The sequence below is a fragment of the Streptomyces rimosus subsp. rimosus genome (assembly GCF_000720725.1).
Lineage (GTDB): Bacteria > Actinomycetota > Actinomycetes > Streptomycetales > Streptomycetaceae > Streptomyces > Streptomyces rimosus_A.
In genome coordinates this window covers 21,030-33,382 of record NZ_JOCQ01000093.1, presented here as the reverse complement: position 1 = coordinate 33,382, position 12,353 = coordinate 21,030, and the positions used below count along the sequence as shown (strand labels likewise).

General features: G+C 73.3%; 8 protein-coding genes. 4 read left to right on the top strand and 4 right to left on the bottom strand.

Translation table 11 applies throughout. From position 1 onward, the window contains the following. Positions 1–332: 332 nt before the first annotated feature. Positions 333–1,085 carry a L,D-transpeptidase family protein gene (locus tag IH45_RS0133610; RefSeq protein WP_107058770.1) on the top strand — a complete coding sequence of 251 codons (753 nt, stop codon included), beginning with the start codon at positions 333–335 and terminating at the stop codon, positions 1,083–1,085. Here IH45_RS0133610 and IH45_RS0133605 read toward each other — a convergent pair. From IH45_RS0133605 to IH45_RS0133590, 4 genes are read right to left on the bottom strand one after another with little or no spacing between them, the layout of a single operon-like run. After that, positions 1,072–3,171, bottom strand: coding sequence for an ABC transporter ATP-binding protein (locus IH45_RS0133605; protein ID WP_030677401.1), 2,100 nt, complete (start codon positions 3,169–3,171; stop codon positions 1,072–1,074). The two genes, IH45_RS0133610 and IH45_RS0133605, sit on opposite strands and share 14 nt — an antisense overlap. Positions 3,172–3,179: 8 nt before the next feature. Next, the gene (locus IH45_RS0133600; RefSeq protein ID WP_199810745.1) at positions 3,180–4,100 is read right to left on the bottom strand and encodes an ABC transporter permease; all 921 of its coding nucleotides are present in this window, start codon (positions 4,098–4,100) and stop codon (positions 3,180–3,182) included. 11 nt (positions 4,101–4,111) lie between these two features. After that, positions 4,112–5,062 (bottom strand): ABC transporter permease, encoded by a 951-nt coding sequence (locus tag IH45_RS0133595; protein WP_030677396.1) that lies wholly within the window; start codon positions 5,060–5,062, stop codon positions 4,112–4,114. Beyond that, positions 5,059–6,867 carry a peptide ABC transporter substrate-binding protein gene (locus IH45_RS0133590; RefSeq protein ID WP_030677393.1) on the bottom strand — a complete coding sequence of 603 codons (1,809 nt, stop codon included), beginning with the start codon at positions 6,865–6,867 and terminating at the stop codon, positions 5,059–5,061. Before IH45_RS0133590 ends, IH45_RS0133595 begins: the two co-directional genes overlap by 4 nt. 211 nt (positions 6,868–7,078) lie before the next feature. Here IH45_RS0133590 and IH45_RS0133585 point away from each other — a divergent pair, with 211 nt between their 5' ends. The 3 genes from IH45_RS0133585 (at position 7,079) to IH45_RS0133575 (ending at position 12,349) form a co-directional block, all read left to right on the top strand. Continuing rightward, positions 7,079–8,251, top strand: a complete 1,173-nt coding sequence (locus tag IH45_RS0133585) for an ROK family transcriptional regulator (protein WP_030677390.1) — start codon at positions 7,079–7,081, stop codon at positions 8,249–8,251. Between the two features lie 75 nt (positions 8,252–8,326). Then, the gene (locus IH45_RS0133580) at positions 8,327–9,826 is read left to right on the top strand and encodes a M81 family metallopeptidase (RefSeq protein ID WP_032918782.1); all 1,500 of its coding nucleotides are present in this window, start codon (positions 8,327–8,329) and stop codon (positions 9,824–9,826) included. 144 nt (positions 9,827–9,970) lie between these two features. Then, positions 9,971–12,349, top strand: a complete 2,379-nt coding sequence (locus tag IH45_RS0133575) for a phosphoketolase family protein (protein WP_030677385.1) — start codon at positions 9,971–9,973, stop codon at positions 12,347–12,349. The last annotated feature ends 4 nt before the right edge of the window (positions 12,350–12,353 follow it).

Genomic DNA, 12,353 nt, shown 5'->3' with positions numbered 1-12,353 from the left:
GTACGGGGTCGGGCGGCCCCGGCACCGGCGGCCCCGGCGTCGGCCCCGGGCCCGGCTCGGGTCCGCCGGGCCCGGGGGACGGTGTGGGTGTCGGCGGTACGGGGTCCCGCTCCTGTCCGGGCGCGTGCGTACGGTGCGGTGTCGGTTGCCGCTCCACAGCAGACCTCCTGGGTCGGTCGACACGTGGTTCTCCGGCCCCGGTACCCGGGTTTCGCCGGTCTATCTCCCTGGCGGGCGGTGGATTGCGCACCGGCCGTACCGCGCCGCCGTACCCCGGCGGCCTGTCCGGTTCGTTCGGTGCCACGCCGTTCCGGGGGCCCTACATTGCGTCCATGACCTCCGCGAGGACCCTGACGTCCGTGGCCTGCGCCGCCGCGCTCGCCCTGACCGTGCCCGCCTCCGCCCTGGCCGTACCCCGCTCCCCCGGCGCCACTGCGGCCGCCGTCGCCCCGGCCGGGCGTCCGCTGCCCACCCGTATGGCCGACACCGGCGGCGGCAGTCAGCTGATCACGGCCCGCGCCCGGGACCTGCGCTCCACGACCGGCACGGTCAGCTGGTGGCAGCGGTACGGCAAGCGCTGGCACCGGGTCGGTACGGCGCCCGCGCGTTTCGGGGTGAACGGGCTGGCCGAGGGCCGTACCCGCGAGCAGGGGACCTCGACCACCCCCACCGGTCTGTACGACCTGCCGTTCGCCTTCGGCCTCGCGAAGGCCCCGGCCGGTACGACGGTCCCGTACCGCCCGGTGCGCCCCTCCTCCTGGTGGTGCCAGGACAACGCCTCGGCCGTGTACAACCGGTGGGTGGACCCCCGGCCGCCGGACTGCGCGGCGGACGAGGCCGAGCGGCTGGCCGGCTATCCGGCGCAGTACAGCCGGGCCCTGGTCATCGGCTTCAACTACCACCGCCCGGTGCGCGGCCGTGGCGCGGGCATCTTCCTGCACGTCAACGGGCGCGGGGCGACGGCGGGCTGTGTGTCCGTACCGGCCCGCGCGATGGCCCGCATCGTGTCCTGGGTGAAGCCCGCCGCCCGTCCGCACATGGCGATCGGCACGGACTCCGGCCCCACGGCGATCACCCGCTACTGACCGGGCCGGGGCTCGCCACGAGGGGGAAGTGGCAGGCGACGCGGTGCCCCGGCCCGGCCGGCTCGGTGGGTGCGGGCTCGCTCTCCGCGCAGCGGGCGCGGGCCGCCGGGCAGCGGGTGCGGAAGCGGCAGCCGGAGGGCGGCGCGGCGGCCGAGGGCGTCTCGCCGGTCAGCGGGGTGCCCGCGGCGGGGGCCGTCGGGTCGGGCGCGTTGACGGTGTCGAGAAGCCCCCGGGTGTACGGGTGCAGGGGCCGTTCGAAGACCTCGCGGGCCGGGCCGGTCTCCACCAGTCTGCCCAGGTACATGACGCCGACGGTGTCCGCGAGGTGCCGGACCACCGCCAGGTCGTGGGAGATGAAGAGGTAGGTCAGCCCCTTCTCGCGCTGCAGGTCGCGCATGAGGTTGAGGATCTGGGCCTGTACGGACACGTCGAGCGCGGAGACCGGTTCGTCGGCGACGACGAGGGACGGCGAGAGGGCGAGCGCGCGGGCCAGTCCGAGGCGCTGGCGCTGGCCGCCGGAGAACTCGTGCGGGTAGCGCTCCGCCGCGCCGCGCGGCAGGCCCACGTCGTCCAGCAGCGCGCCGACGCGCCGCAGCTGTGCGGCGCGGTCGCCGATGCCCTGGATGACCAGCGGCTCGCGCAGGATGGTGCCGACGCGCATCCTGGGGTCCATGGACGCGTAGGAGTCCTGGAACATCAGCTGGACATCGCGGCGGTGGGCGCGCAGTTCGCGGCGGGACAGGGCGCCGATGTCGCGGCCCGCGAAGCGGATCGTGCCGTCCGTCGGCGGCTCCAGGCCGACGACCAGCCGCCCGAGGGTGGACTTGCCGCAGCCGGACTCCCCCACGATGCCGAAGGTCTCACCGCGGGTGACGGTGAGGCTGACCCCGGCGACGGCGCCGACCTCTCGGGCGCCCCTGCGGCGGGCGAACGGCCCGGCGTGCAGGGCGTACCGCTTGGTGACGTTGTCGAGGTCGAGGAGGATGCCGGGGTCGGTGGGGCGGTCGTCCGGTACGGAGTCCACGGCGGCCGCAGGCTCCGCTGCGGCCACGGGCTCCGCACCGGCCGGGTGGAAGCACGCGTACGCATGCCCCGCCTCCCCCGCCAGTGCGGGTTCCTCCGTGCGGCACCGGGCGGTCGCGTGGGCGCAGCGCGGCGCGAAGCGGCAGCCGACGGGGCGGGTGACAAGTGCGGGCGGCAGGCCGGGGATCGTGGCGAGGGTGGTGCGTTCGGCCGCGGCGCGTTCGGGGAGGGCGGCGAACAGGGCCTCGGTGTACCGGTGCCGCGGCGCGGCGAACAGGCCCCGTACGCCCGCGCGTTCGGCGATCCTGCCGCCGTACATCACCGCGACCCGGTCCACCCGCTTGGCGATGACGCCGAGATCGTGGGTGACCAGGATCATCGCCATGCCGAGGCGGGCGCGCAGGTCGTCGATGAGTTCCAGGATCTGGTGCTGGGTGGTGACGTCGAGGGCGGTGGTCGGCTCGTCGGCGATCAGCAGCCGCGGCTCGCACACCAGGGCCATGGCGATCGCGACGCGCTGGCGCATGCCGCCGCTGAGCTGGTGCGGGTAGTTCCTCATCCGCTCGGCGGGCTGCGGCATGCCGACCAGCCGCAGGGTCTCCTCGGCCTTCGCCCAGGCGTCCCGCCGGGTCGTCTCCCGGTGCAGCAGCAGCGGTTCGGCGACCTGGGCGCCGATGGTCACGGTCGGGTTGAGGGAGGTCAGCGGGTCCTGGAAGACCATGCCGATGGTGTTGCCGCGCACGTCCCGCAGGGCCGGCTCGGGGGCGGCGGCGAGGTCCGCCGGGCGGCCGGAGCCGTCCTGGAAGAGGATGCGGCCGCCGGTGATCCGGCCGCCTTTCGGCAGCAGGCCGAGGACGGACAGCGCCGTCATGGTCTTGCCGCAGCCGGACTCGCCCACGATGCCGAGGGCTTCTCCGGGGGCGAGGTCGAGGCTGACGCCGTCCAGGGCGTGCACGGTGCGGTCGCGGCCGGTGATCTCGACGTGCAGGTCCTCGACGGCCAGCAGCGGTGCGGCGGGGCCGGGCGCCGGGCGGGTGGTCGCGGACAGGGGGTCGGCGGTCATGGGCTTCCTCAGCTCTTCCGGAGGCGCACGTCGAAGGCGTCCCGCAGGCCGTCCCCGAGGAAGTTGAACGCGGCGACGACGAGGACGATGGCCAGGCCCGGCGGGAAGATCAGCCACCAGTGGCCGACCTGCGTGTAGGTGATGCCGGCGGAGAGCATGGAGCCCCAGTCGGCGGCGGGCGGTGGGATGGACAGGCCCAGGAAGGAGAGGTAGGCGACGTAGAGGATGGCGTCGGCGACCTGGAAGGTGGCGTTGACGATGACGGTTCCCACGGCGCCGGGCAGGATGTGCCGGAAGACGGCCCGGGTCCCGCCGCCGCCCATCAGGCGCATGGCGTGCACGTAGTCGCGGCCGCGCAGGGCGAGCGCCTCGCCGCGGATGAGGCGGGCCGGGGACAGCCAGGCGACCGAGGCGATGATGAGGATGAGTACGGGCTTGCTGGGCGTGACGATGGCGGCGACCACGACCAGCAGGAACAGGGCGGGGATGGCGAGCGCCGCATCGGTGACGCGCATCATGGCCGCGTCCGCCCAGCCGCCGAAGTAGCCCGCGACCGCACCGTAGACGGTCCCGAAGAGGGTGGCCAGCAGCCCGGCGGCGAGGCCGACTTCGAGAGAGGTCTGTCCGCCGTACATCAGCCGACCGAGCATGTCGTGGCCGAGGTCGGTGGTGCCGAGGAGGTGGCCGGGGCTGCCGGGCGGCAGACTGGCCTGCGAGAGGTCGGTGTGGGTCTGGTCGGTGGGGTGGAGGAGCGGGCCGAGGTAGCACAGGGCCAGCAGGCCGAGCAGGACGAAGGCGCCGGTGAGGGCGAGTTTGTTGCGGGTGAAGGCGGCGAGGGTGCGGCGCAGCGGTCCGGGGGCGGCGGGTGCCGGGCCGGGCGCGGCGGGGTCCACGGCCGGTGCGGTCCGGTCGCTGCTGGGCGCGTCCATGAAGGGTGCGGTCACGACACGCTCCTGATGCGGGGGTCCAGTACGGCGTACGCGATGTCGGTGATCAGCGAGCCGAGCACGGTGGCCACGCCGACGACCAGGGTGACGCCGAGCAGCACGGGGAAGTCCGAGCCCTGGGCGGCGTTCCAGAACAGCAGGCCCATGCCCGGGTAGTTGAACATCGACTCGACGACGAGGGTGCCGCTGAAGAGGGTGGGGAGGTAGAGCCCGAGGAGGGTGGCAAGCGGGATCAGCGCGTTGCGCAGCACGTGCCGGGCCATGACGCGGGCGCTCGACTGCCCCTTGGCGCGCGCGGTGCGTACGTAGTCCTCTTCGAGGTTGTCCAGGACGGCCGAGCGCATGTAGCGGCTGAACGCGGCGATGATGCCGAGCGCGGTGGTCACCACGGGCAGGACCAGCGCGGGCGCGTCGGCGAGCAGGCCGCCGACGGTGTCGGCCTGCGGCGCCTCGGCCGGGAAGATCTGGAGCTGCTGGCTGAAGACGAGGATCAGGACCAGGCCGAGGAAGAAGACCGGGGTGGCGTAGGCGAGGAAGGCGGCGCCGGTGAGCAGGTAGTCGGCGGCCTTGCCGCGGCGTACGGCCTGGAGGACGCCGAGCGGTACGGCCAGTACGGCGGCGAGCGCGATCGACAGGCCGGCCAGCAGCGCGGTCTTCGGGAGGCGTTCGGCGAGCAGCGAGGTGACGGACTGGTTGAGCTTGTACGACTCGCCGAGGTCGCCGGTGAGCAGCCGCCCGAGGTACATCACGTACTGCTGGGGCAGGGAACGGTCGTACCCCTGCTGGTGGTTGAAGTGGGCGATGGACTCCGGCGTGGCCTTGACGCCGAGGATGGCGCGGGCCGGTCCGCCGGGCAGCAGGTGCAGCAGCACGAAGACGATGACGGAGACGAGCAGCAGGACGACGACGGCCTGCGCGACGCGCTTGACCAGGAAGCGGATCACCGGCCCGCACCGCCCTTCTTGACGAAGTACCAGTCCTGCGGCGCGAGGGTGAGGGTGGGGTTCTGGCCGATGCCGCGCAGGTCGTTGCGGATGACGGAGACCTGGTAGGCCGGGTTGGGTGTCCACAGGACGGGCACCTGATCGGCGGTGTAGCGGGCGTAGTCGCGCAGCGCGGACGGGTCGTCGGAGTACTCGGTCTTCTTGATCAGCTCGTCGGCCTTCGGGTCGGACCAGTTGCCCATGTTGGAGGGAGCGCCGGTGGCGAAGAGGGATTCGCCGCTGGCCACGGTCGGGAAGTACCAGCTGCCCTGCGTCCCGAAGAAGCCCAGCTGCCAGGCGGAGCACACCGGTTCCGTCCGCTTGCAGGGGACGGTGGTGCCGAGGACGGTGTTGAGCGGCTGCTGCCGGATGTCCAGGGTGATGCCCGCCTTGTCCATGGCGGATTTGATCTCCTGCATGGTGTTGGACGTCTCGGTGGAGCCGGACTGCGAGAGGAGTTCCAGGCGCAGGGGCTGCCCTGCGGGGATGTCCTTGCCGCACCGGTCCGGTCCGGTGCCGGGGCGCGCGCAGCGCAGGCGGCCGTCGGTGCGCTGCCAGCCGTGCGCGGCGAGCAGCGCTGCCGCCTTCTGCGGGTCGTACGGGAAGGGGTCCCGGTCGAGCTGCCCGGCGGGTACCGGGCCGCGGGTGGGCTCGGCGCTGCCGTGCCAGACCACGTCGGAGATCGTGCGCTGGTCGATGAGGTGCTGGAGGGCGCGGCGCAGATAGGTCTGGCGGAGCAGCGGCCCGGCGGTGGGGTGGTTGAAGTTCAGGACGATGTACGTGATCGCCCAGCCTTCCCACGGGTCGATGCGGTAGCCCAGCTTCTCGAAGCTCGCGGACCGGGCCATCACGGACGGCGGGATGTAGCCGTAGTCCACGCCGCCGGCGCGCAGCACGTTGAATTCGGAGTCGGCGGTGGTGAACGGTTTGAGGACGACGCGGTCGAGATGCGGCTTGTCCGGGCCGCCGTACTGCTTGTTGGGAATCAGCGACACCTGCCCGGAGGTGGTCCACTTCTCGATGCGCCAGGGGCCGCTGACGGTTTTCCAGAGCGGGTCGGTGGCGAATTGCGAGAGCCGTTTGGCGTGCTGCAGAAGGCGCGCGAAGACCTTCTTCGGGTTCTCGTCGTGCGGGTCCCAGGCGTGTTTCGGCAGTGGGGTGAAGGTCTGGAGCTGGTTGCCGGTGAACCAGGCGGGGTTGTACGCGCGGTCCAGCCGCAGCCGGAAGGTGTGGTCGTCCAGCACCTCGAACTTCTTGACGTTGTCGGGCAGCAGGCCCGGCGAATAGCCCGCCCACTCCTTCTTGTTGCTCTTGATCAGGTCGTACCAGAACTCCACGTCGCGGCTGGTGACGGGCGTGCCGTCGGACCAGCGGTGGCCCTTCTTGAGCGCGATGGTGACGGTGGTGTTGCCGTCGCTGTAGCGCGGCTGCTCTGCGAGATTGCGCGGGCTGTCCATGGTCAGGCCCGCGCCCTTCTTCTCGGCCGTGTAGAGGGGCGGGTAGAGCAGGCTCTGTACGGCGTTGTTGTACGAGGCCAGGTAGCCGGCCGTGCCGATCGGGAAGATCCAGTTGGGGGTGGCGGCGGGCGGCAGCGCCATGGTGGCCGTACCGCCCTCGACGCGGGTGCCGCCGGTGGTGCCGAGGCTGGTGACGGCGCCGTTTCCGGGGCCGCATCCGGTGAGCGTGGCCGCGCCGAACAGCAGCGCGGCCAGGGCGCCGAGCAGGGTGTGGACGGGTCCGCGTCGGCGGGTGCTGCGCGGGCCCATGCTGCCTCCGGAAGGTCGGCCGGTCGAAGAGTGCGAGAAAAGTACGGACCGCCGTGAAAAGAAGTCAAGAGCCTGGCAGAACATCGCTAACTGATGTGTACTGAGGGCCACTTGCTCTCTCACTTTCTTCGTCCACCGAAGAAAGGCACCGCCGTCTCCAGCCGAAGGACGCCGCCATGACCGCCGCCATGACCGCCGCCGAGACCCCGCCATGACCGGCACCGAACCCGGCTCCGCCGCGCACGTCCTCGAACTCGTCGCGACCGGCACCGCCCGCTCGCGCGCCGACCTCGTACGGGAACTGGGGCTCGCCGCCTCCACCGTCTCCGCCCGCGTCCAGGAGCTGGTCGACGCCGGGCTGCTGACCGAGTCCGGCGAGGGCGCCTCGCGCGGCGGGCGCCGCCCGCGGCTGCTGCGCGTCCCGGACGGCGGCACCGTCGCGCTCGCCGCCGACCTGGGCAGCCACCACATCCGTACCGGCGCGGTGGGCCTGACCGGCACCGGCTACGACATCGACGAGTGCGCCCTCGACCTGACGACGGGCCCGGAACCGGCCGTCGGCCTGCTCGCCGAGCGGCTGACCGCGCTGGCCGCCCGGCAGCACGCGGCGGGCCGCGCCGTGTGCGGGGTGGGCGTCGGCTTCCCCGGGCCCGTCGATCCCGCGTCCGGCCGGGTCATCGCCCCGTCCCGGATGCCGGGCTGGCATCTGTACGAGCTGCGCGACCGGCTCGCCGAGCGGCTCGGCCTGCCGATCCTGGTCGACAACGACGCCAACGTCCTGGCCCTGGGCGAGCACCGGGCCGCCCACCCCGACCTGCGGCACCTGGTCGTGGTCAAGGCGGGCCGCGGCATCGGCTCCGGCGTGATCAGCCACGGCCGGCTCTACCGGGGCGCCCGCGGCTGCGCCGGCGACATCAGCCACGTACGGGTGGACGCCGCCGCCGAACGCCCCTGCTCGTGCGGGAACATCGGCTGCCTGGAGACGGTGGCCAGCGGCGCCGCGATCGCCGCCGCCCTGCGCGAGCGGGGCATCGGGGCGGACTCCACCACCGACATCCTGCGGCTCGTCGAGGACGGCGAACCGCACGCCACGACCCTGGTGCGGCAGGCCGGGCGGCACATCGGCGGGGTGCTGGGCGTGGTGGTGAACTTCTTCAACCCGCAGGCCGTGGTGCTGGGCGGCGCGCTCTCCGCCGCGGAGCCGCTGGTCGCGGCCGTGCGCGGCGTGCTGTACGAGCGCTGTCTGCCGATGGCGACGAGCGAGCTGTCCATCGTGGCCGCGAGCCGCGGCCCGGACGCGGGCCTGCTCGGCGCCGGACACGCCGCGCTGCGCGAACTGGCCGCCGACGGCGGACTGCCGGGTCTGCCCACGGCCCGTACGTAACCCCGAAGGTGCACCCACCCCAAGGCGTCCCCCCGGAACACGAACGCGACTCCCCGAAGAAAGGTGCTCCCCGACATGCGCATCGCGATCGGCGGCATGGCCATCGAGTCCAGCCAGTTCTGCCCGCACCGCTCGACGTACGACGACTTCCGCGTCACCCGTGGCGCCGACCTGCTCGGCCGCTACGCGTGGACGCGGCCGGGCGCCGGTTTCGCGGCGGAGGTGGAGTGGGTGCCGCTGGTGCACGCGGTGGCGCTGCCCGGCGGGCCCGTCGAGCGGGACACGTACGACCGGATCAAGTCCGAACTGCTCACGCGGATCCGGGAGGCCGGGCCGCTGGACGGCCTGGTGTACGACATCCACGGCGCCATGAGCGTCGTCGGCCTGGACGACGCCGAGGCGGACCTCACCGAGGCCGTACGGGACGCGCTCGGCCCCGACGCGCTGATCTCGGCCGCCATGGACCTGCACGGCAACGTCTCGCGCCGCTTCGCCGACCGCCTCGACCTGCTCACCGCGCACCGCCTGGCCCCGCACGAGGACGCCTGGGAGACCCGCGAGCGGGCCGCCCGCAAGCTGGTCGGGCGACTGGCGTCCGGCAAGGGCCGTCCGTACCGCGCCTGGGTGCAGGTCCCGGTGCTGCTGCCCGGCGAGAAGACCAGCACCCGACTGGAACCAGCCAAGTCCCTCTACGGACGGCTCGCCGCGGTCGAGGCGCTGGACGGCATCGTGGACGCGGCGATCTGGGTGGGGTACGCCTGGGCCGACGAGGAGCGCTGCCGGGCCGCCGTGGTGGTGACGGGCGACGACCCGGACCTGGCGCTGGCGCAGGCGCGGAGCCTGGCCCAGGAGTACTGGGACGTGCGCCGCGACTTCGTCTTCGTCGGCCCGACCGGCGACGCCGACACCTGCATAGCGCGCGCCGTGGCGTCGCCCGCCCGTCCGTTCCTGATCAGCGACTCCGGCGACAACCCGACCGCGGGCGGCGCGGGCGACCTCGCGTACATGCTGGGCCGTCTGCTGGCGCACGAGGACCTGGCGAGCGGACGCGTCACCGCGCTGCACCCCGGCATCACCGACCCGGCGGCCGTGGCCGCGTGCTTCGAGGCCGGGGCCGGCGCACCGGTGGAGGTCGAGGTCGGCGGCCACATCAGCGCGGGCACCGGCCCGCACGCCGAGCCGTACAGGCTGACCGGCACCGTCACCGCCTTGCAGGACCCCGCCGCGCCCGCCCCCGGGGCCCCGCGCGGCAACCCCGCGTACGACGGGGGCGGTCGCAGCGCCGCCGTGACCTGCGGCGGGGTGACCGTCGTCCTCACCGAGCGGCGCCGGCCGTTCCACACCCGCGCCGACTTCGGCCCGCTGGACCCGTCCGCGTACGACATCGTCGTGGTGAAGATCGGCTACCTGGAGCCGGAGCTGTACGAGATGGCCGCCGACTGGCTGCTCGCGCTCACCCCCGGCGGTGTGGACCAGGACCTGACGCGCCTGGGACACCGCAGGATCGCCCGTCCGCTCCACCCGTTCGACGACGCGGGCTTCGAGGACCCGGACCTGACGCCGGTCCTGCTCTGACCGGCCGCTGACCGGCACCGGGGCCCTTCGGCGTACGAAAACGGCCGAACCGACCAGTACGGCCGATATGTGCGGCGCCGGTGCATGACGGCCCGTACGGTGGAGAGGCGCTCCCTGATCACCTTTCCCCGACGGAGGGCCCCGATGGAGTCGCCGACCCCGCTCACCGAGAGCGACCTGCTCGACCTCGACGCCCACTGGCGGGCGCTGAACTACCTCGCCGCCGGTCAGATCTACCTGACCGGCAACCCGCTGCTCACCGAGGACCTGCGGCCCGAGCACATCAAGCCGCGGCTGCTCGGCCACTGGGGCACCTGCCCCGGCCTGAACCTCGTCTACACCCACGTCAACCGGGTCATCAGCACGCACGGGCAGGACGCGGTGTGCGTGTGGGGCCCGGGGCACGGCGGGCCCTCGGTGTTCGCCGGGGCCTGGCTGGAGGGCACGTACGGGGAGCTGAACCCGGACGTCTCGCGGGACGCGGCCGGGATGGCGCGGCTGTTCAGGCAGTTCTCGTTCCCCGGCGGGGTGCCCAGCCACGCCGCGCCGAACGTGCCGGGCTCGTTCCACGAGGGCGGCGAGCTGGGCTACTCCCTCTCGCACGCGTACGGCGCCGCGCTGGACAACCCGGACCTGCTGGTGACCTGCGTGATCGGGGACGGCGAGGCGGAGACCGGGCCGCTGGCCGCCTCCTGGCACGCCAACAAGTTCCTGGACCCGCGGCACGACGGCGCGGTGCTGCCGGTCCTGCACCTGAACGGCTACAAGATCGCCAATCCGACGGTCCTCGCCCGGCTGGACGAGGACGAGCTGGACGCGCTGCTGCGCGGCTACGGCCACGAGCCGCTGTACGTCACCGGTTCGGACCCCGCGCAGGTGCACCGGGACATGGCCGCGGCCATGGACACCGCGCTGCACCGCATCCACGAGGCGCAGCGCGCCGCACGGGACGGTGACGAGCGGGCCCGGCCCCGCTGGCCCGCGATCGTGCTGCGCACCCCCAAGGGCTGGACCGGCCCCGGCGAGGTGGACGGCAACCCCGTCGAGGGCACCTGGCGCGCCCATCAGGTGCCGCTCTCCGGCGTGCGGGACAACCCGGACCACCTGCGCCAGCTGGAGGGCTGGCTGCGCTCGTACGCGCCGGACGAACTCTTCGACGGCGACGGCCGGCCGGTGGACCGGGTGCTGGCCTGCGTACCGGGCGGCGACCGGCGGCTCGGTGCCTCCCCGCACGCCAACGGCGGCCGCCTCGTGCGTACGCTGCCGCTGCCCGACCCCGGGAAGTACGCCGTACCCGTCGACAAGCCCGGCAGCCAGATGCACGAGCCGACCCGCGTCCTCGGCGGCCTGCTGCGCGACCTGATGGAGCGGACCGCGGACCGCCGCGACTTCCGGCTGTTCGGCCCGGACGAGACGGCCTCCAACCGCCTCCAGGACGTGTACACCGTCACCGACAAGGCGTGGCAGGCGCGGACCGAGCCCACCGACGAGCACCTGGGGCGGCACGGACGCGTGATGGAGGTGCTCTCGGAGCACCTGTGCCAGGGCTGGCTGGAGGGGTACGTGCTCTCCGGGCGGCACGGCCTGTTCTCCTCGTACGAGGCGTTCGCGCACATCGTGTCGAGCATGGCCTCCCAGCACGTCAAGTGGCTCCAGGCGGCCCGCGACATCCCCTGGCGGCGCCCGGTGGCGGGCCTGAACTACCTGCTGACCTCGCACGTCTGGCGCCAGGACCACAACGGCTTCTCGCACCAGGACCCCGGCTTCGTCGACCACATCCTCAACAAGGACCCGCACACCGTACGGGTCTACCTGCCGCCGGACGCAAACAGCCTGCTGTGCGTGGCCGACCATGTGCTGCGCACCCGGGACGTGCTCAACGTGGTGGTCGCGGGCAAGCAGCCGTGTTTCGACTGGCTGGACATCGAGCAGGCGCGGTCGCACTGCGCGCGCGGCGTCGGCATCTGGGAGTGGGCGGGCACCGAACAGCCCGGCACCCGCCCCGACGTGGTGCTCGCCTGCGCCGGTGACGTACCCACGCAGGAGACGCTGGCCGCCGCCTCGCTGCTGCGCACCCACCTGCCGGAGCTGTCCGTACGGGTCGTCAACGTCGTCGACATGACCCGGCTGCAGCCGCACGAGGAGCACCCGCACGGGCTGACGGAGCGGGAGTTCGAGGCGCTGCTGCCGCACGACGTGCCGGTGGTCTTCGCGTACCACGGCTACCCGTGGCTGGTGCACCGGCTCACCTACCGGCGGGCCGTCCACCCCAACCTGCACGTGCGCGGCTACAAGGAGATGGGCACCACGACCACGCCGTTCGACATGGTGGTCAGCAACGACATGGACCGCTACCGGCTGGTGATGGACGTCATCGACCGGGTGCCGGGGCTGGCCGTGCGGGCCGCCGGGGCGCGGCAGGCGATGGCGGACGTACGGCAGCGCCACCACGGCTGGATCCGCGAGCACGGCACGGACCTGCCGGAGGTCGAGGAGTGGAGCTGGCCGGACGGCGGACGGTGACGGG

Coding starts and splice junctions, on each gene's coding strand:
- IH45_RS0133610 (WP_107058770.1), top strand. CDS start 333: ATGACCTCCGCGAGGACCCTGACGTCCGTGGCCTGCGCCGCCGCGCTC.
- IH45_RS0133605 (WP_030677401.1), bottom strand. CDS start 3,171: ATGACCGCCGACCCCCTGTCCGCGACCACCCGCCCGGCGCCCGGCCCC.
- IH45_RS0133600 (WP_199810745.1), bottom strand. CDS start 4,100: ATGGACGCGCCCAGCAGCGACCGGACCGCACCGGCCGTGGACCCCGCC.
- IH45_RS0133590 (WP_030677393.1), bottom strand. CDS start 6,867: ATGGGCCCGCGCAGCACCCGCCGACGCGGACCCGTCCACACCCTGCTC.
- IH45_RS0133585 (WP_030677390.1), top strand. CDS start 7,079: ATGACCGGCACCGAACCCGGCTCCGCCGCGCACGTCCTCGAACTCGTC.
- IH45_RS0133580 (WP_032918782.1), top strand. CDS start 8,327: ATGCGCATCGCGATCGGCGGCATGGCCATCGAGTCCAGCCAGTTCTGC.
- IH45_RS0133575 (WP_030677385.1), top strand. CDS start 9,971: ATGGAGTCGCCGACCCCGCTCACCGAGAGCGACCTGCTCGACCTCGAC.